The organism is Streptomyces sp. RKND-216, from assembly GCF_004795255.1.
Taxonomy (GTDB): Bacteria; Actinomycetota; Actinomycetes; order Streptomycetales; family Streptomycetaceae; genus Streptomyces; species Streptomyces hazeniae.
In genome coordinates this window covers 2,021,692-2,039,761 of record NZ_SSBQ01000002.1, presented here as the reverse complement: position 1 = coordinate 2,039,761, position 18,070 = coordinate 2,021,692, and the positions used below count along the sequence as shown (strand labels likewise).

Genomic DNA, 18,070 nt, shown 5'->3' with positions numbered 1-18,070 from the left:
CGCGCCCGCGCCGAACGCCGCGCCCGCGCAGGGGTCTTTCCTCCTACGCGTGGACCGAGCCGCGCTCCGTCACCCGGAGACCGGAGATCCTGCGGAACGCCTCGTCCCGCGCGCACGCGTGGGCACCCAGCCCGCGGTGCCGCGCCACGATCGCGCCCTCGGCCCGCATCAGGGCCCAGCCCCGGCGCACCAGGAACGGAACGGACTTGCGTCCCTCCCGCACGTCGCGCAGGAGCCTGCGGCGGAAGGTGGTGAAAGGCCGTCCGCGCAGGCAGATCGCGTCCGCGAGCACGTCCGCGGCAGCGCAACGGGCGGCGATGTCCGCCGCGAAGATGCCCTCGGCGACGAACAGCGGGGCGCCGTGCAGCGCGAACTGAGCCGCGCCGGTACGGGAACTCGTCGCGATGTCGTACACCGGCACGGTCGTACGGCCGTGCGCGCACAGGTCCGTCAACGCGGCGAACGCGGCGTCCGCGTCCCAGGAGCCGGGTGCGTCCCAGTCGGTGGCACCGTCGGGCAGCCGGGGCAGTGAAGGGTCGCCGGTCTCCTTGTAGAAGTCGTCGAGGCGCAGCACCGGGAGTCCGGTACGGGCGGCGAGTCGTGACTTCCCGGCCCCCGAGGGGCCGGTCAGCAGAATCACGCGGGCGGGGACGTCGTTCGCGGGGCGGGCGCTGGAGGTCACGAGACACCATTGTCGCTCATCCGTGCGGCATCGACGCCCCCGCGTCCGGAGATTCCCGTCCGGGTGAATCACGGGCGGAACCGCGGGTTCGCCCACCCCTGCGTACTACGCTGTGTGCTGATCTCGTCACACGTACGTCAGGCAGGTGGATCGTGACTTCTCGCCCGCGGCACGCTCGGAGGAAGGAATCGCGGCGCGCGCAGGCAGTCCTGCGCGTCGGGCTGACCGTGACAGCGGCCGGAGCCGCCCTCGCCGGAGCCGGAGGGCTGGCGCACGCGGCGGAGCCCAGCACCGTCGAGACGCCGGTCGGCGAGCTCGACACCTCGGTGGTGCACGAGCCGCAGGAGACGCTGCAGTACGCGCTGGAGCACAGCGCCGGCGGCGCGCTGCGGCCGGTGGCCGACCTGCCGATCAACCCGATGGCCGGCACGGGCTCCGACCCGCTGGACAACGGCATCGGCACCCAGGTCGCCGACTTCAAACCCATCGGCACCGAGACGGTGACGGGTCCGCTGGCCGACGGCGCCTCGCTGGACGAACTCCCCGTCGTGCAGGCCCTCGGCGGCATGCTGCGCGACTGAACGCCCGCCCACGTACACGCACGGCGCGTGTCCCGGCCGCCTCCGCAGCCCGGGCACGCGCCGTGCGACGTGCGACGTGCGACGTGCTCAGACACCCATCGGGTGCCACACCGTCTTCGTCTCCAGGAAGGCGGTCATCCGCTCGGTGCCGGGCTCGGCGAACCAGTCGGTTCCCGTCCCCGGCCGCAGCACCCGCTTGACCGTGTCCGCCGCCGCGACCTCCAGGTCCTTCGCCAGACCGGCGTCCGCGCCCGCGAGGTCCACAGCGTTGACATCCTGGTGCGCGGCCAGCGAGGGGGCGATCTCCGCGGCGTTGCCGGTCAGCACGTTCACCACGCCACCCGGCACGTCCGACGTCGCCAGCACCTCGGCCAGCGACAGCGCGGGCAGCGGCGCGTCCTCCGCGGCGACCAGCACGGCCGTGTTCCCGCTGACGATCACCGGAGCCAGCACCGACACCAGGCCCAGCAGCGACGACTTCCGCGGAGCCACCACGGCGACCACGCCCGTCGGTTCGGGGGAGGACAGGTTGAAGTACGGCCCCGCGACCGGGTTCGCGCCGCCCACGACCTGGGCGATCTTGTCCGACCAGCCCGCGTACCAGACCCAGCGGTCGATCGCCGCGTCCACCTGCGCCGCGGCCTTGGTCTTCGACAGCCCGTCCGCCGCGCCCACCTCGGCGGCGAACTGGTCGCGCCGGCCCTCCAGCATCTCGGCGACCCGGTAGAGCACCTGCCCCCGGTTGTACGCCGTCGCTCCGGACCAGCCGCCGAACGCCTTCCGCGCCGCGGCGACCGCGTCGCGGGCGTCCTTCCGCGACGCCTGCGGGGCGTTGGCCAGCCACTGGCCCTTGGAGTCGGTCACCTCGTACACCCGTCCGCTCTCCGAGCGGGGGAACTTCCCTCCGACGAAGAGCTTGTACGTCTTGAGAACACCCAGCCGTGCGTCAGACATCGAGGTAGGCCTCCAGACCGTGGCGGCCGCCCTCGCGGCCGAACCCCGACTCCTTGTAGCCGCCGAACGGCGAGGTCGGGTCGAACTTGTTGAACGTGTTGGACCAGACGACGCCCGCGCGCAGCTTCGACGCCATCTTCAGGATGCGCGAGCCCTTCTCCGTCCAGATGCCCGCCGACAGGCCGTACGGCGTGTTGTTCGCCTTGGCCACCGCCTCGTCCGGGGTGCGGAAGGTCAGCACGGACAGCACCGGGCCGAAGATCTCCTCCCTCGCGATCCGGTGGGCCTGCGACACGCCGGTGAACAGCGTCGGGGCGAACCAGTAGCCCGAGGAGGGCAGTTCGCACGCCGGGGACCAGCGGTCCGCGCCCTCCGCCTCGCCGGCCTCGGCGAGCGCGGTGATCCGGGCCAGCTGCTCGGCGGAGTTGATCGCGCCGATGTCGGTGTTCTTGTCCAGCGGGTCGCCCACGCGCAGCGTGCCGAGGCGGCGCTTGAGCGACTCCAGCAGCTCGTCGGCCACCGACTCCTGCACGAGCAGCCGGGACCCGGCGCAGCACACCTGGCCCTGGTTGAAGAAGATGCCGTTGACGACGCCCTCGACGGTCTGGTCGATCGGCGCGTCGTCGAAGACGATGTTGGCGCCCTTGCCGCCCAGCTCCAGTGTCAGCTTCTTGCGCGTGCCCGCGACTGTGCGGGCGATCTCCTTGCCCACGGCCGTCGAGCCGGTGAAGGCGACCTTGTTCACGTCCTCGTGGGCCACCAGTTCGGCGCCGACCGGGCCGTCGCCGGTGATGATGTTGACGACGCCCCGGGGCAGCCCGGCCTGGCGGCAGATGTCGGCGAAGAACAGCGCCGACAGTGGCGTGGTCTCGGCCGGCTTGAGTACTACCGTGTTGCCGGTGGCCAGCGCCGGGGCGATCTTCCAGGCCAGCATCAGCAGCGGGAAGTTCCACGGGATGACCTGTGCGGCCACGCCCAGCGGCTTCGGGTCCGGCCCGTACCCGGCGTGGCCGAGCTTGTCCGCCCACCCCGCGTAGTAGAAGAAGTGCGCGGCGACCAGCGGCAGGTCGGCGTCCCGGGTCTCCCGGATCGGCTTGCCGTTGTCCAGCGTCTCCAGCACGGCCAGCTCGCGCGACCGCTCCTGGATGATCCGCGCGATGCGGAACAGGTACTTGGCGCGCTCGGCGCCCGGCAGCGCCGACCACTTCTCGAACGCACGCCGTGCGGCCTTCACTGCCGCCTGCACGTCCTCGGAGCCCGCCTGCGCGACCTCCGACAGCACCTCCTCGGTCGAGGGGGACACCGTCTTGAAGACCTTGCCGTCGGCGGACTCGCGGAACTCGCCGTCGATGAACAGCCCGTAGCTCGGGGCAATGTCCACCACCGAGGCGGACTGGGGAGCGGGTGCGTACTCGAATGCAGACATCAGTCCACCGTCACGTAGTCGGGACCGGAGTAGCGGCCGGTGCTGAGCTTCTGACGCTGCATCAGCAGGTCGTTGAGCAGGCTGGAGGCGCCGAAGCGGAACCAGTCGGGGTGCAGCCAGTCCTCGCCGGCCGTCTCGTTCACCGTCACCAGGTACTTGATGGCGTCCTTGCTGGTGCGGATGCCGCCGGCCGGCTTCACGCCCACCTGCGTGCCGGTCGCCGCGCGGAAGTCGCGCACCGCCTCCAGCATCAGCAGCGTGTTCGGCAGCGTCGCGTTCACCGCGACCTTGCCCGTCGAGGTCTTGATGAAGTCCGCGCCGGCGAGCATGGCCAGCCAGGAGGCACGGCGGATGTTGTCGTACGTCGACAGCTCGCCGTTCTCGAAGATCACCTTCAGGTGCGCGGTGCCGCACGCCTCCTTCACGGCAAGGATCTCCTCGAAGACCTTGCCGTACCGGCCGGCGAGGAAGGCACCCCGGTCGATGACCATGTCGATCTCGTCGGCTCCCGCGGCGACCGCGTCGCGGGTGTCCGCGAGCTTCACGTCCAGTGCCGCGCGGCCCGCCGGGAAGGCGGTCGCGACCGACGCGACGTGGATGCCCGACCCGGCCAGCGCCTCCTTGGCGGTGGTCACCATGTCCGGGTAGACGCAGATCGCGGCGACCTTGGGCGTCGTACGGTCCGACGGGTCCGGGTTGGCGCCCTTGGCGCACAGCGACCGCACCTTGCCGGGGGTGTCGGCACCCTCCAGCGTGGTCAGGTCGATCATGGAGATCGCCAGGTCGATGGCGTGGGCCTTGGAGGCGTTCTTGATGGAGCGCGTGCCGAGCATCGCGGCACGCGCCTCCAGCCCCACGGCGTCGACGCCGGGGAGGCCGTGCAGATACCGGCGCAGCGAGGTCTCGGACGCGGTCACGTCCGCCAGGGGGCTTCCCCCTGGAGGGGCACCGGGGGCGGTAGCGGTGGGCGCAGAAGACATGGTCACCACACGAGCATATCTACACGCGTAGCGTCCCACGACGGGGCGCCCCCGGATCGATGCCGGACCGCAATATCCGCCATGCGGACGGTCGGGCACAATCACACCCATGACTTCGCAGAACCCGCCGGTGGCCGACCGCTGCTACCGGTCGCCGACCGCACTCGCCGCAGGCGTGGCGCTCCTGGCCATCGCTCTCTGGCTCGGATCCGACGCGCTGATCCGCGGCTCCGGACGCCAGCAGATCACCGTCGGCGCCGGCCTCCTGTGCTTCGTCCCGCTGGTCGTCGCCTTCACCCTGCGCCCCGCCGTCTTCGCCGGTCGCGAGCGCCTCCGGGTCCGCAACCCGTTCCGCACGATCAGCATCTCCTGGCAGTCGGTGGACTCCCTGCGCTCCGGCTACACCAGCGAAGTCGTCGCCGACGGCACCACCTACCAGCTGTGGTCCGTCCCCGTCTCCCTCCGCGCCCGGAAGGCGGCCATCCGGCACAACGCCCGCGTCGACGCCGGCCACAAGCCGTCCCGCGGCCTCTTCGGAGTGGGCCTCAGCGAATCCGTCACCGGCGAGGGCGAGGGCGGTGGCCGGAAGCAGGCCACGTCCGACAGCGTCATCCACGAACTGCGGGACCTCGCCGCGAAGCACGGCGAGGACGGACCGGCCCCGGCCCCGGCCCGTCCGGTCACCGTGCGCTGGGCGTACGAGGTCCTGGCCCCGCTCCTGGTCGGCGCCGTCGGCCTCGCCTACGTCCTGGCGACCTGACCCCGCGTCCGGCCCCTCACAGGCCGGCGGCCTCGGAGAGATCGGCGGCGAGCCCGTCCAGCACCTCGCGGGCCCGCTGACGCGCCCGCTCCAGCCCGGAGGCGTCCGCCACCGGCACGACCGCCTCCAGGTAGCACTTCAGTTTCGGCTCGGTGCCGCTCGGACGGACCACCACACGGGCCTCGCCGTCGCCCAGCCGGTACCGCAGGCCGTCCGTCGGCGGCAGCCCGCCCACGCCCTCACGCAAATCCTCCGCCGCCGTCACCCGCAGCCCGGCGAGCCGCTTCGGCGGCGCCGCCCGCAGCCGGCCCATCACCTCGTCGATCAGCGACAGGTCCTCCACCCGCACGGAGAGCTGGTCCGTCGCATGCAGGCCGTACTCCACGGCGATGTCGTCCAGCAGGTCCGCCGGCGTGCGGTCCTGCGCCTTCAGCTCCGCGGCCAGCTCCGCCATCAGCAGCGCGGCCGTGATGCCGTCCTTGTCGCGCACCCCGTCCGGGTCGACGCAGTAGCCCAGCGCCTCCTCGTACCCGAAGCGCAGCCCCGGCACCCGGGACAGCCACTTGAAGCCCGTCAGCGTCTCCTCGTACGCCAGACCCGCGCGCTCCGCGATACGGCCCAGCAGCGACGACGACACGATGGTCGTCGCGAACGTGCCGCGGGCTCCCTTGCGCACCAGGTGGGTGGCGAGCAGCGCGCCCACCTCGTCGCCGCGGAGCATCCGCCAGCCGTCGGGCGCCTCCTCGTCCGGCACCGCGACCGCGCACCGGTCGGCGTCCGGGTCGTTGGCGATCACCAGATCCGGTCGCACGGCACGCGCCGCGCCGAACGCCAGGTCCATCGCGCCCGGCTCCTCCGGGTTCGGGAAGGCGACCGTGGGGAAGTCCGGGTCCGGCTCGGCCTGCTCGGCGACCGCGACCGGTGGGGTGAAGCCGGCCCGGACGAACGCCTCCCGCAGCGTGTCGGCACCGACGCCGTGCAGCGCCGTGTGCACCACCTTGAGCGGCCCGGGGCCGCTCGACCCGGCGGCCCCGTCGCCCCCGGCGGTGGGCAGTGCGGCGCCGCCGTTCAGCACGGTCGCGCTGCGGTCCAGATACGCCTCGACGACCTCCTCGTCGAGCACCTGCCAGCCCGTCTCCGGCAGCGGCACGTCGGCGAGCGCGCCGACCGCGTCGATCGCGGCGGCGATCTCCGCGTCCGCGGGCGGCACGATCTGGGAGCCGTCTCCCAGGTAGACCTTGTAGCCGTTGTCCCGCGGCGGGTTGTGGCTCGCGGTCACGGTCACGCCCGCGACGGCGCCCAGATGACGCACGGCGAACGCCAGCACGGGGGTCGGCAGGGGCCGGGGGAGGAGCGCCGCGCGCAGGCCGGCGCCCGTGACGACGGCAGCGGTGTCGCGGGCGAACTGCGCGCTCTTGTGGCGTGCGTCGTAGCCGATCACGACCAGCCCCGGCTCGCGCCTTCCGGCTGCGCCGGGTGCGTGTCCGACCGCGTCTTCGGTGGTGGCGGTTGTGCCGAGTGCCTCCGCCTCGCCGGTGTGGCCCTGCGCGCGCAGGTACGCGGCGAGCCCCGCGGCGGCGCGGATCACGACGGCCCGGTTCATCCGCATCGGGCCCGCGCCCAGCTCGCCGCGGAGGCCGGCGGTGCCGAACTGGAGAGTCCCGGCGAAGCGGGCGGTGAGCGCGTCGACGTCCTCCGCCTCGAGCAGTTTGGCCAGCTCCTCGCGGGTCTCCGGGTCCGGGTCCTCGGCGAGCCAGGCTTGCGCCTGGGCGATGACGTTCTCCACGACGGTTCCTGTCTGTCGACGGTGCGCCGCTTCGCGGCGGGGTGGGCGGTGGGCTCGGTGTGGGCGCGATGCGGTTGCCGGGTGCGGGTCGGGGGCGTGGGCTCCGCTCCGGGCCGAAGACCCGGACACCCATGATTTACGGGCCGCGTTCTCGGCGACGGTAGAGGTTGGATCTCTACTTCGCGGCCCACACATCACGGGCAAGTGCTTCCGGGCGCATCGACCCGGCCCTCCGCCCACGCCCCCTCACGTCCCGGTCCCCTCGGCCCACCCCCGTGCCTTGAGGGAGGGTGGGCCATTCGGAGCGGGACCGGCGAACTCGGGCGGCTCGAAGGTCCGACGGCGCGCTGCACCCATGGACATGGCGCCCTGATCAGACGGTCAGACGCGCTGGAGGACCTGGGCGAGGAGGGAGCCCATGTGGCTGGCGGAGTCGCGACCCGCCTGGAGGACTTCCTCGTGGTTGAGCGGCTCACCGGTGATGCCCGCGGCCAGGTTGGTGACCAGCGAGATACCCAGCACCTCGGCGCCCGCCTCGCGGGCGGCGATCGCCTCCAGCACCGTGGACATGCCGACCAGGTCGCCACCGAGCACCCGGACCATGCTGATCTCGGCCGGCGTCTCGTAGTGCGGCCCGGGGAACTGCACGTACACGCCCTCTTCGAGGGTGGCGTCGATCTCCTGGCACATCGCGCGAAGGCGCGGCGAGTACAGGTCGGTGAGGTCGGTGAAGTTCGCGCCGACGATGGGAGAGGCGGCCGTGAGGTTGATGTGGTCGCTGATCAGCACCGGCTGACCGACCCGCATCCCGTCGCGCAGCCCGCCACAGCCGTTGGTGAGCACGATCGTCTTGCAGCCGGCGGCGACTGCCGTACGGATGCCGTGGACGACCGAGGCGACGCCGCGGCCCTCGTAGTAGTGGGTGCGCCCGAGGAAGACAAGGGCCTGCTTCTCGCCGACCTTGTAGGAACGGATCTTCCCCGCGTGTCCCTCCACCGCAGGTGGGGGGAAGCCCGGCAGGTCCGTGACGGCCAACTCGTGCTCGGGTGCGCCGAGGGCGTCGGCGGCGGGAACCCAGCCGGACCCCATGACCAGCGCGACGTCGTGGGTGTCCACCCCGGTGATCTCGCGCAGCCGCTTCGCGGCTGCCGCTGCGTGGTCGTGCGGGGACTCGTCGATAGGCGCAGATACGTTCACGCGAAGCAGGGTAGCCTGATTCCGCCTACGCGCGTAGAGCCCCCTGGCGATCCCACCCCGATTGGGTGCGACCCGTCCGCCCTCCGACGACTTCCGGAACCTGGCACAACGGCACGATCCTGCGCCGGGCACCCCTGGCACGTCCCTCCCCCAGGGGCGCGGGCCCGGACCGGAGCCCACACCGAGCCCACCGCCCACCCGCCGCGAAGCGGCGGAACGCCGCTCAGCAGGGCCGCTTCCGCAGCTCCATCACATAGTCGTGCGGCGCCCCCGCCGACTCCGCGGCGTCGGCGATCTCCCCCAGGTAGCGGGCCGAGGGCAGCCCGCCCTCGTATCCGTTCAGCACGTAGCACCAGGCCGCCGCGTCGCCGTCCAGGGTGTGCACCCGAACCCGCATGCGCCGGTAGATGTCGAGGCCGACGCCCTCCCAGCGGTCCATCGCCTCCTCGTCCATCGGCGCGATGTCGTAGAGCGCGACGAAGACCTGGGAGCGCGGCGCCTCCACCACCGTGGCCAGCGCGCCTTCCCAGCCCATGTGCTCGCCGCCGAAGGTGAGGCGCCAGCCGTCGAGCCAGCCGGTGCCGCGCAGCGGGGAGTGCGGTGCGCGGCGGGACATCAGCCGCGCGTCGAGGTTGCCGGCGAAGGCGGCGTAGAGCGACATGGCACGAGGGTACGGGAGCGGCACCCGCTCGACACGGCACCGTTGTGAGGGTCACGGTGCGGCCTCCCGCGCCCTTGGCATCCCGCCCCCGCGCCCCGTCGCACACGCCGCGCGGACCGTACACGCCCCCCACCCCGCCGTGAGGCGGGAACGTGCGGGACACTGGAAGGCGTGACTCGGATCGTGATCATCGGTGGCGGACCTGGCGGCTACGAGGCGGCGCTGGTTGCCGCCGAGCTCGGGGCGGAGGTGACCGTCGTCGACAGCGACGGTCTCGGCGGGGCGTCGGTACTGACCGACTGCGTGCCGTCGAAGACGCTCATCGCGACCGCCGAGGTGATGACGAACTTCGACTCCTCGCACGAGGAGCTCGGCATACGCATTGAGGACGACACACCTCCGCTCGAGCAGTCGGCGCGGGTGGTGGGCGTCGACATGGAGAAGGTGAACCGCCGTGTGAAGCGGCTCGCCCTCGCGCAGTCGCACGACATCACCGCATCGGTGACGCGTGCGGGCGGCCGGGTGCTGCACGGCCGCGGCCGGTTGGAGCCGGAGCGGGCGGCGGACGGCACCCGCACCGTCGTGGTGACGACGGCCGAGGGCGACGAGGAGCGGCTGAGTGCGGACGCGGTGCTGATCGCCACCGGCGGTCATCCGCGCGAGATCCCGGATGCCCGGCCGGACGGCGAGCGGATCCTGAACTGGACGCAGCTGTACGACCTGGAGGAGTTGCCGGAACGGCTGATCGTGGTCGGTTCCGGTGTGACCGGTGCCGAGTTCGCGGGCGCCTACCAGGCGCTGGGCTCGCAGGTCACGCTGGTGTCGTCGCGGGACCGGGTGCTGCCCGGGGAGGACCCGGACGCGGCGGCCGTGCTGGAGGACGTGTTCCGTCGGCGTGGGATGGACGTGATGTCGCGGTCCCGCGCCGCGTCCGCGAAGCGCGTGGGCGACGGGGTCGAGGTGACGCTCAGTGACGGCCGTACGGTCTCCGGCTCGCACTGCCTGGTGGCGGTGGGCGCGGTGCCCAACACCCGCGGGATCGGCCTGGAGGAGGCCGGTGTGCGGTTGAAGGACTCAGGGCATGTGTGGACGGACAAGGTGTCCCGCACGTCGGCGCCGGGCGTGTACGCCGCGGGCGACTGCACCGGGGTGTTCGCGCTGGCTTCCGTGGCGGCGATGCAGGGCCGGATCGCGATGTACCACTTCCTGGGCGAATCGGTGGTGCCGTTGAACCTGAAGGCGGTGTCGGCGAACATCTTCACCGATCCGGAGATCGCGACGGTCGGCTTCTCCCAGGCGGACGTGGAAGAGGGCCGGATCAGCGCGAACGTGGTGAAGCTGCCGCTGGTGCGGAACCCGCGGGCGAAGATGCAGGGCATCCGCGACGGCTTCGTGAAGCTGTTCTGCCGCCCCGGCACGGGCATCGTGGTGGGCGGCGTCGTCGTGGCCCCCCGTGCGAGTGAACTGATCCACCCGATCTCGATCGCCGTGGACACGAATCTGACCGTCGAGCAGATCGCGAAGGCGTTCACCGTCTACCCGTCGCTGACCGGGTCGATCGCGGAGGTCGCGCGGCAGCTGCACACCCGCAAGGAGGGCGACGGCGGCTGACGGCATACCACGTTCCGGTCGTGGAGACGCACAACTTTCGATAATCGGCGCAAACTGCTGAAACCAGACGGTCGACGGCATTACTGTCGGTTCCGTGTTCGCTGCAGAACGTCGCCAACTGATCCTCGAAATGGTGCGGGCCAATGGAGCGGTGTCGCTCCGGGAGCTCGCCCGCGTCGTCCAGACCTCCGAAGTGACCGTCCGGCGTGACGTACGGGCCCTGGAGGCAGAAGGACTGCTCGACCGCCGGCACGGAGGTGCGGTGCTGCCGGGCGGTTTCAGCCGCGAGTCCGGCTTCCCCCAGAAGTCGCTGTCCGCGACCGCGGAGAAGACGGCCGTCGCCGATCTCGCCGCGGGTCTCGTGGAGGAGGGCGAGGCCGTCGTCGTCGGCGCCGGTACGACCACGCAGGAGCTGGCCCGTCGGCTGGCCAGAGTGCCGGGCCTGACCGTGGTGACCAACTCGCTGCTGGTCGCGCAGGCGCTGGCGCATGCCAACCGTGTCGAGGTGGTGATGACCGGCGGCACGCTGCGCGGCTCCAACTACGCGCTGGTGGGGAGTGGTGCGGAGCAGTCGCTCCAGGGGCTGCGGGTGACGCGGGCCTTCCTGTCCGGCAGCGGGCTCACCGCGGAGCGGGGGCTGTCCACGTCCAACATGCTGTCGGCGAGCGTCGACCGGGCGCTGGTGCAGTCCGCGGCGGAGGTGGTGGTGCTGGCGGACCACACCAAGCTGGGCACCGACACGATGTTCCAGACGGTACCGACGGACGTGATGACCCGTCTGGTGACGGACGAGCCGCCGCCGCACGACGACCGGGCTGCGACGGAGCTCCAGGCGCTGGCGGACCAGGGCGTGCAGATCGCCGTGGCGGGGGCGCAGGGGCGGCCGGCTCCGGCGGGGCGGCGCGAGGCGCCGCTTCCGGGCCAGCGCCGTACGCATCCGGTGCAGTCTCCGGGCCCGCAGCTCCGCGTGGCGGATCTGGGCCGGCACTGACCGTCGGCGCGGACGGGTGACGCGAGGTCGCCGGGCGGGCCGGAAGCGGCACGCCCGGCGACGGGACGCGTCAGTCCTTGATCTCGCAGATGACCGTGCCGGCGGAGAGGGACGCGCCGACCTCGGCGGTGAGGCCCTTGACGGTGCCGGCGCGGTGGGCGTTCAGCGGCTGCTCCATCTTCATCGCCTCCAGGACGACGACCAGTTCGCCCTCGGCGACCTGCTGGCCCTCCTCGACGGCGACCTTCACGATCGTGCCCTGCATGGGCGAGGCGAGGGCGTCGCCGGACGCGGCCGAGCCGGACTTCTTCGTAGCCTTGCGCTTCGGCTTCTTCGTTCCGGCGGTCGCTGCGGCGGGGGCGACGCCGAGCGAGGCGGGCAGGGACACCTCGAGCCGCTTGCCGCCGACCTCGACGACGACGGTCTCGCGCGTGCCCTCGACCTCGTCGTCGTCCTCTGCGCCGGGTGCCGCGAAGGGCGTGATCTCGTTGACGAACTCGGTCTCGATCCACCGGGTGTGGACGTCGAACGGGTGGCCCTGGCGTCCGTGGACCTCCGGCCCGAACGCGGCGTCGCGGACGACGACGCGATGGAAGGAGAGGGCCGTGGCCATGCCCTCGACGCGGAACTCGTCCAGCGCGCGGGCGGCGCGCTGGAGGGCCTGCTGGCGGGAGGCGCCGGTGACGATCAGCTTGGCGAGCAGCGAGTCCCAGGCCGGGCCGATGACGGAGCCGCTCTCCACACCGGCGTCCAGGCGGACGCCCGGACCGGCCGGCGGGTCGAACAGCGTGACCGTGCCCGGGGCGGGCAGGAAGTTGCGGCCCGGGTCCTCGCCGTTGATGCGGAACTCGAAGGAGTGGCCGCGCACCGCGGGGTCGTCGTAGCCCAGTTCCTCGCCGTCGGCGATGCGGAACATCTCGCGTACCAGGTCGATGCCGGTGACCTCCTCGGTCACCGGGTGCTCGACCTGGAGGCGGGTGTTGACCTCGAGGAAGGAGATGGTGCCGTCCTGGCCGACGAGGAACTCGCAGGTTCCCGCGCCCTCGTAGCCGGCCTCCTTGAGGATGGCCTTGGACGCGCGGTACAGCTCGGCGTTCTGCTCGTCGCTCAGGAAGGGCGCGGGCGCCTCCTCGACGAGCTTCTGGTGCCGGCGCTGGAGGGAGCAGTCGCGGGTGGAGACGACGACCACGTTGCCGTGCTTGTCGGCCAGGCACTGGGTCTCGACGTGCCGCGGACGGTCCAGGTAGCGCTCGACGAAGCACTCGCCGCGCCCGAAGGCGGCGACGGCCTCGCGCACGGCGGACTCGTACAGCTCGGGGACCTCGTCGAGGGTGCGGGCGACCTTCAGGCCGCGGCCGCCGCCGCCGAAGGCGGCCTTGATGGCGATGGGCAGGCCGTGCTCCTCGGCGAAGGTCACGACCTCCTCCGCGCCGGAGACGGGGTCGGGGGTGCCGGCGACGAGGGGGGCGCCGGCGCGCTGCGCGATGTGACGGGCCGCCACCTTGTCGCCCAGGTCGCGGATCGCCTGCGGCGGCGGGCCGATCCAGGTGAGGCCGGCGTCGAGCACGGCCTGTGCGAAGTCGGCGTTCTCGGAGAGGAAGCCGTAGCCGGGGTGGATCGCGTCCGCACCGGAGTCCGCGGCGGCCTTCAGCACCTTCGCGACGTCCAGGTAGCTCGCCGCCGGGGTGTCGCCGCCGAGTGCGAAGGCTTCGTCGGCCACCCGCACATGGAGCGCGTCGCGGTCCGGGTCGGCGTAGACGGCGACACTCGCGATACCGGCGTCCCGGCACGCTCGAGCAACCCGGACAGCGATCTCGCCGCGGTTGGCGATGAGCACCTTGCGCACGATGACTCCCTACTTGGCGCTGCGCCGCAAACAGAAGTGAACGGCGCGATTTTAGCTAGTGGTGACACCCCACGCCGAGTCGCCCACAGGGGTGAGCTTGCCCACACGGAGTGTGATCCGAGGGCAGTCCACCCCCGTGTTGCCTTGTCATCCCACGGTACGCCCGCTTCCAGGCACCGACCGACGAACGGCGGTGTGGGCAAGGTCTCTGTGTGACCGCGCGTGCTCAACTCCTGTTTCTTTGTGGGGTTCCTACTAAGTTCGGCGGTGAGATGGAGTAAATCCCCGCAACTGCTCCCGGCTCTTGCCACCGGGTGTACCCGCCAGTAGCGTGCGGGAGCCATTGTTCGTACCCGGAGTAACGACGAAGTGGGCAGGTGGGGTGGGTGACCCGCAGACCGGTGGCCGCGATCGCCGCGGTCGTACTGACGTGCGAGGCCGTGGGGTTCGTGCTGCTCCAGGTGTTCATGGGGATGGTCGTGGACAAGCAGCAGATGTCCCTGGCCGGCCTCGACCCCGACATGATGAGCACGGGTTCCGTCGTCGGCGGGGCGCTGCTCGGTGCCTACCTCCTGTTCTGCGCCGGTGTGCTGGTGGTGATGGCCGTACGGGACCGCGCGCCCGGCAAGGTACCCCGGCTGCTCCTCATCAGCGCCGCCGTGCTGCACGCTGTACTCGGGGCGTTGACGATCGGCCTGGTGGGATGGTCGGCGTTCGGCTTCATGATGCTGGTGCTGGCCCTGCTGGTCTGGACGCTGGTGTCGTACTCCCGGCTGCCCAAGCACCGCCGCACGGACGGCGGTTCGGCGCCGCAGCCTAGCGCGGAGCCCACAGCCGGGTGATCGACACGCCGAGGTCGGCGAGCATGCTCCGGAGCATGGGCAGCGACAGCCCGATGACGTTGCCGGGGTCGCCGTCCACCCCGTCGACGAACGGCGCGGAGAGACCGTCCAGAGTGAACGCGCCCGCCACGTGCAGCGGTTCGCCGGAGGCGACGTAGGCGGCGATCTCCTCGTCCGACGGGGTGCCGAAACGGACCGTGGTCGAAGCGGTCCCGCTCGTCCTCCGGCCGCCGCGCCGGTCGATCACGCAGTGCCCCGTCCGCAGCACGCCGGAACGGCCGCGCATGGACTTCCAGCGTGCGGTGGCGTCCTCCGCGTCCTCCGGCTTGCCCAGGGCCTGCCCGTCGAGTTCGAGCACCGAGTCGCAGCCGATCACCAGCGCGTCGGCGGTCTCCGACCGGGCGGCGACCGCCTCGGCCTTGGCCTCCGCGAGTATCCGGGCGAGTTCCGCGGGAGTGCCGGCGCTGAGCGCGTCCTCGTTCACACCGCTGACGATCACCTCGGGGTCGAGTCCGGCCTGGCGCAGCAGCCCGAGCCGAGCGGGGGAGGCGGAGGCGAGGACGAGGCGGCGTGCGGGACCGTGCTGCTGGGCGTTCATGCGGCTCATCGTAGCGACGGCCGGTCCTCAGCGGGCCTGCACGGCGAGGGCTGCGGCGACCATCGCGGCGACGGCGAGGACCCAGGCCATCCGCCGCAGCATCGCCTGGGCGGCGCGCAGCTCGGCGGGCGGCTTGTTCTCGGGGTCGGACCACAGCATCCCCCGATCATGCGACGCCGCCCGGCCGGAGCGCCTGAGTACGGATACTCATCACGGCGCCCCGGCCGGGACGCGATCGTGGCCGGGATGCCGTGAGGAAGCCGGGTGCTCAGGCCGGCCAGAAGGTGGTGCGCCAGGCCTTGGGACCCGGGTGCGGCAGTAGCCGGCGGGGCACCGTACGCGCCGGGTCGGACCACTCGGCCCCCCGGTGTGCCGCCTCGCCCGCGGCGGCGGAGGCGGCCGACCGGGCCTGGACCACCGCCAGTGCGGCGGCCAGCTCCTCGGGCGTCGGGTTGCCCCGTATCACCTTGATCATGGGCTCCACGTCCCTTCCTACAGCGGGATGTTGCCGTGCTTCTTCGGGGGCAGCTGCTCGCGCTTGGTGCGCAGCGTGCGCAGGCCGCGGACGATGTGGCGTCGGGTCTCGGCGGGAAGGATGACGGCGTCCACATACCCGCGTTCGGCCGCGACATACGGGTTCAGCAGCGCGTCCTCGTACTCCTGCGTCAGCTCGGTGCGCAGCTCCTCACGCTCCTCGTCGCCCTCGACGGCCGCGAGGCGGCGGCGGTGCAGGATGTTCACGGCGCCCTGGGCGCCCATCACGGCGATCTGCGCGGTGGGCCAGGCGAAGTTGAGGTCCGCGCCCAGGTGCTTGGAGCCCATGACGTCGTAGGCACCGCCGAACGCCTTGCGCGTGATGACGGTGATCAGCGGGACGGTCGCCTCCGCGTAGGCGTAGATCAGCTTGGCGCCGCGCCGGATGATGCCGTCGTACTCCTGGTCCGTGCCGGGCAGGAAGCCGGGCACGTCCACGAACGTCAGCACCGGGATGTTGTACGCGTCGCAGGTGCGGACGAAGCGGGCCGCCTTCTCGCTGGCGTCGATGTCCAGGCAGCCGGCGAACTGCATCGGCTGGTTGGCCACGATGCCGACCGACTGCCCCTCGACCCGGCCGAAGCCGGTGATGATGTTGGGTGCGAAGAGCGCCTGGGTCTCCAGGAACTCGCTGTCGTCCAGCACGTGCTCGATGGCGCTGTGCATGTCGTACGGCTGGTTCGCCGAGTCAGGGATGAGCGTGTCCAGCTCGCGGTCCTCGTCCGAGGTCTCCAGGTCGGCCTCCTCGGGGAAGACCGGCGGGTCGGTGAGGTTGTTGCTCGGCAGGTAGGACAGCAGCGCCTTGACGTACTCGACCGCGTCCTTCTCGTCGCCCGCCATGTGGTGCGCCACGCCGGAGGTCGCGTTGTGCGTCCGGGCGCCGCCGAGTGCCTCGAAGCCGACGTCCTCACCGGTGACCGTCTTGATCACGTCCGGGCCCGTGATGAACATGTGTGAGGTCTTGTCGACCATCACGGTGAAGTCGGTGATTGCCGGGGAGTACACCGCGCCGCCCGCGCAGGGCCCCATGATGAGGCTGATCTGCGGGACCACGCCGGAGGCGTGCACGTTGCGGCGGAAGATCTCCGCGAACAGGCCGAGGGCGGTGACGCCCTCCTGGATACGGGCGCCCCCGCCGTCGTTGATGCCGACGACCGGGCAGCCGGTCTTCATCGCGAAGTCCATCACCTTGACGATCTTCTCGCCGTACACCTCGCCGAGCGAGCCGCCGAAGATGGTGAAGTCCTGCGAGTACACGCAGACGGGGCGGCCGTCCACGGTGCCGTAGCCGGTGACGACCCCGTCGCCGTACGGCCGGTTCTTCTCGATGCCGAACGCCGTGGAGCGATGGCGCGCGAACTCGTCGAGTTCGGTGAACGACCCCTCGTCGAGCAGCAGTTCCACGCGCTCCCGCGCGGTCAGCTTGCCCTTGGCGTGCTGCTTCTCGATGGCCCGCTCGGACCCCGCGTGCGTCGCCTCGTGGGCGCGCTGCCGGAAATCCGCGATCTTGCCCGCGGTCGTATGGATGTCGGGGCTGGTCTCCTGCTCGGACACGGCCTGCGGCTCCTCGCTCCTGCGTTTCGCTCCTGCGTCGGCTACTCATTCGTAGGCTATCCGTGCGCGGCGGCTCCGACGCTGCGGCGTTGGCCACACTTCCCGCTGTGTGCGCCGGGGGCTCCCGGGCCGCCCGCGGCGCGAGGACCGGCGTGCGCCGCGGGCCTAGGGTGACCGTATGAGCTCCGAGAACCCCGGCGACCGGGGAAGCCGCTGGTCCGACCTCGACCGTCCGCCGCTCAACGCCACAGCCCTCCGGGACGCCCTCGTCCGCCCGGACACCCTGTGGACGTCCCTCGACGTCCTGGACAGCGTCGGCTCCACGAACACCGCCCTCGTGGAGCGAGTACGGGCCGGCGAGGCGGGCGAGGGCGCCGTGCTGGTGGCCGAGGAGCAGACCGCCGGCCGCGGCCGGCTGGAGCGCGGCTGGAGCGCCCCGGCCCGTTCCGGGATCTTCCTCTCGGTCGCTCTGGAACCCGCTCCGCCGGTGGAGCGCTGGGGCTGGCTGCCCCTCCTCACCGGGGTGGCGGCCGCGGCGGCGCTCGCCCGCGCGGGGGGTGTGGACATGCTCCTCAAGTGGCCCAACGACCTCCTCACGGAGATCGGCGACGAGGAGCGCAAGATCGGCGGCATCCTCGCCGAGCGGGCCGGGGAGCGCATGGTCGTCGTCGGACTGGGCCTGAACGTCTCGCTGCGCGAGGAGGAGCTGCCGGTGCCGCAGGCCGGGTCGCTCGCCCTGGCCGGGGCGCCGGGACGGGACCGGGACCCGCTGCTGCGGGCCCTGCTGCGCTCCCTGGAGACCTGGTACGGCCGTTGGCGTGACGCGGACGGCGACCCCGCGGCCTGCGGGCTGCTGGAGGCGTACGCAGCGGGCTGCTGCACGCTCGGGCGCGAGGTGCGCGCGGAGCTGCCGGGCGGCGAGTCCGTCACCGGCGAGGCCGTCGCGGTGGACGGAGACGGGCGTCTGGTGCTGGCCACCCAGCAGGGTCTGCAGCGGCCGGTCGGCGCAGGTGACATCGTTCATCTGCGCCCCGCCCGAGGAGAGTGAGCGGGGGCACACCTGACGT

The 18,070-nt window shown here is 72.1% G+C and carries 18 protein-coding genes; 6 read left to right on the top strand and 12 right to left on the bottom strand.

Annotation, left to right across the window (positions count from 1 at the left end; translation table 11 throughout):
• Positions 1 to 43: 43 nt before the first annotated feature.
• Complete coding sequence (locus E4198_RS08830) at positions 44 to 682, bottom strand: hypothetical protein (RefSeq protein ID WP_136182688.1); 639 nt, start codon at positions 680 to 682, stop codon at positions 44 to 46.
• Positions 683 to 834: 152 nt separating this feature from the next.
• Between E4198_RS08830 and E4198_RS08825 the strand changes: the two genes are divergently transcribed.
• Positions 835 to 1,263, top strand: coding sequence for a hypothetical protein (locus E4198_RS08825; protein WP_136182687.1), 429 nt, complete (start codon positions 835 to 837; stop codon positions 1,261 to 1,263).
• 87 nt (positions 1,264 to 1,350) lie between these two features.
• Here E4198_RS08825 and E4198_RS08820 read toward each other — a convergent pair whose 3' ends face one another.
• The 3 genes from E4198_RS08820 to deoC are packed head-to-tail and all read right to left on the bottom strand — an operon-like array spanning position 1,351 to position 4,623.
• Entirely contained in the window at positions 1,351 to 2,217 is an 867-nt protein-coding gene (locus E4198_RS08820) for an aldehyde dehydrogenase family protein (protein WP_136182686.1), read from the bottom strand.
• Entirely contained in the window at positions 2,210 to 3,646 is a 1,437-nt protein-coding gene (locus E4198_RS08815; RefSeq protein WP_136185270.1) for an aldehyde dehydrogenase family protein, read from the bottom strand. Before E4198_RS08815 ends, E4198_RS08820 begins: the two co-directional genes overlap by 8 nt.
• The gene (gene deoC, locus E4198_RS08810) at positions 3,643 to 4,623 is read right to left on the bottom strand and encodes a deoxyribose-phosphate aldolase (RefSeq protein WP_136185269.1); all 981 of its coding nucleotides are present in this window, start codon (positions 4,621 to 4,623) and stop codon (positions 3,643 to 3,645) included. Before deoC ends, E4198_RS08815 begins: the two co-directional genes overlap by 4 nt.
• Before the next feature lie 109 nt (positions 4,624 to 4,732).
• Here deoC and E4198_RS08805 point away from each other — a divergent pair, with 109 nt between their 5' ends.
• Positions 4,733 to 5,383 (top strand): PH domain-containing protein, encoded by a 651-nt coding sequence (locus E4198_RS08805; protein ID WP_136182685.1) that lies wholly within the window; start codon positions 4,733 to 4,735, stop codon positions 5,381 to 5,383.
• Positions 5,384 to 5,399: 16 nt separating this feature from the next.
• On the opposite strand, the gene E4198_RS08800 is transcribed toward E4198_RS08805, so the two are convergent.
• The 3 genes from E4198_RS08800 to E4198_RS08790 form a co-directional block, all read right to left on the bottom strand.
• On the bottom strand, positions 5,400 to 7,169 hold the full coding sequence (locus tag E4198_RS08800) for a phospho-sugar mutase (RefSeq protein WP_247597604.1): 1,770 nt from the start codon (positions 7,167 to 7,169) through the stop codon (positions 5,400 to 5,402).
• A 381-nt stretch (positions 7,170 to 7,550) separates the two neighbouring features.
• Positions 7,551 to 8,366: a purine-nucleoside phosphorylase gene (locus E4198_RS08795; protein ID WP_136182683.1), complete on the bottom strand. Its 816-nt coding sequence runs from the start codon at positions 8,364 to 8,366 to the stop codon at positions 7,551 to 7,553.
• Between the two features lie 223 nt (positions 8,367 to 8,589).
• A complete protein-coding gene (locus tag E4198_RS08790; protein WP_027764359.1) occupies positions 8,590 to 9,027 on the bottom strand; it encodes a gamma-glutamylcyclotransferase in 438 nt (145 codons plus the stop codon).
• Between the two features lie 162 nt (positions 9,028 to 9,189).
• Here E4198_RS08790 and E4198_RS08785 point away from each other — a divergent pair, with 162 nt between their 5' ends.
• Positions 9,190 to 10,638: an NAD(P)H-quinone dehydrogenase gene (locus E4198_RS08785; RefSeq protein ID WP_136182682.1), complete on the top strand. Its 1,449-nt coding sequence runs from the start codon at positions 9,190 to 9,192 to the stop codon at positions 10,636 to 10,638.
• Between the two features lie 94 nt (positions 10,639 to 10,732).
• The gene (locus E4198_RS08780) at positions 10,733 to 11,629 is read left to right on the top strand and encodes a DeoR/GlpR family DNA-binding transcription regulator (protein WP_136182681.1); all 897 of its coding nucleotides are present in this window, start codon (positions 10,733 to 10,735) and stop codon (positions 11,627 to 11,629) included.
• A gap of 70 nt (positions 11,630 to 11,699) precedes the next feature.
• Here the strand turns inward: E4198_RS08780 and E4198_RS08775 are convergent, their stop codons facing one another.
• Complete coding sequence (locus E4198_RS08775) at positions 11,700 to 13,475, bottom strand: biotin carboxylase N-terminal domain-containing protein (protein WP_136182680.1); 1,776 nt, start codon at positions 13,473 to 13,475, stop codon at positions 11,700 to 11,702.
• A gap of 386 nt (positions 13,476 to 13,861) precedes the next feature.
• Here E4198_RS08775 and E4198_RS08770 point away from each other — a divergent pair, with 386 nt between their 5' ends.
• The gene (locus E4198_RS08770; protein ID WP_037790455.1) at positions 13,862 to 14,317 is read left to right on the top strand and encodes a membrane protein; all 456 of its coding nucleotides are present in this window, start codon (positions 13,862 to 13,864) and stop codon (positions 14,315 to 14,317) included.
• Here E4198_RS08770 and E4198_RS08765 read toward each other — a convergent pair.
• From E4198_RS08765 to E4198_RS08755, 4 genes are all read right to left on the bottom strand, one after another.
• On the bottom strand, positions 14,292 to 14,924 hold the full coding sequence (locus tag E4198_RS08765) for a nucleoside triphosphate pyrophosphatase (protein WP_136182679.1): 633 nt from the start codon (positions 14,922 to 14,924) through the stop codon (positions 14,292 to 14,294). The genes E4198_RS08770 and E4198_RS08765 overlap by 26 nt on opposite strands.
• Positions 14,925 to 14,942: 18 nt before the next feature.
• Positions 14,943 to 15,074 (bottom strand): hypothetical protein, encoded by a 132-nt coding sequence (locus E4198_RS25685; RefSeq protein ID WP_281727973.1) that lies wholly within the window; start codon positions 15,072 to 15,074, stop codon positions 14,943 to 14,945.
• Between the two features lie 109 nt (positions 15,075 to 15,183).
• Positions 15,184 to 15,390 carry an acyl-CoA carboxylase epsilon subunit gene (locus E4198_RS08760; RefSeq protein WP_136185268.1) on the bottom strand — a complete coding sequence of 69 codons (207 nt, stop codon included), beginning with the start codon at positions 15,388 to 15,390 and terminating at the stop codon, positions 15,184 to 15,186.
• Positions 15,391 to 15,407: 17 nt separating this feature from the next.
• Positions 15,408 to 17,003, bottom strand: a complete 1,596-nt coding sequence (locus tag E4198_RS08755; protein ID WP_136182678.1) for an acyl-CoA carboxylase subunit beta — start codon at positions 17,001 to 17,003, stop codon at positions 15,408 to 15,410.
• 178 nt (positions 17,004 to 17,181) lie between these two features.
• Between E4198_RS08755 and E4198_RS08750 the strand changes: the two genes are divergently transcribed.
• Positions 17,182 to 18,051, top strand: a complete 870-nt coding sequence (locus tag E4198_RS08750) for a biotin--[acetyl-CoA-carboxylase] ligase (RefSeq protein ID WP_136182677.1) — start codon at positions 17,182 to 17,184, stop codon at positions 18,049 to 18,051.
• The last annotated feature ends 19 nt before the right edge of the window (positions 18,052 to 18,070 follow it).

Excerpts from the sequence above, each read along its gene's own strand:
- deoC (WP_136185269.1), bottom strand. The coding sequence starts at position 4,623 with ATGTCTTCTGCGCCCACCGCTACCGCCCCCGGTGCCCCTCCAGGGGGA.
- E4198_RS08765 (WP_136182679.1), bottom strand. The coding sequence starts at position 14,924 with ATGAGCCGCATGAACGCCCAGCAGCACGGTCCCGCACGCCGCCTCGTC.
- E4198_RS08790 (WP_027764359.1), bottom strand. The coding sequence starts at position 9,027 with ATGTCGCTCTACGCCGCCTTCGCCGGCAACCTCGACGCGCGGCTGATG.
- E4198_RS08805 (WP_136182685.1), top strand. The coding sequence starts at position 4,733 with ATGACTTCGCAGAACCCGCCGGTGGCCGACCGCTGCTACCGGTCGCCG.
- E4198_RS08760 (WP_136185268.1), bottom strand. The coding sequence starts at position 15,390 with ATGATCAAGGTGATACGGGGCAACCCGACGCCCGAGGAGCTGGCCGCC.
- E4198_RS08820 (WP_136182686.1), bottom strand. The coding sequence starts at position 2,217 with ATGTCTGACGCACGGCTGGGTGTTCTCAAGACGTACAAGCTCTTCGTC.
- E4198_RS08750 (WP_136182677.1), top strand. The coding sequence starts at position 17,182 with ATGAGCTCCGAGAACCCCGGCGACCGGGGAAGCCGCTGGTCCGACCTC.
- E4198_RS25685 (WP_281727973.1), bottom strand. The coding sequence starts at position 15,074 with ATGCTGTGGTCCGACCCCGAGAACAAGCCGCCCGCCGAGCTGCGCGCC.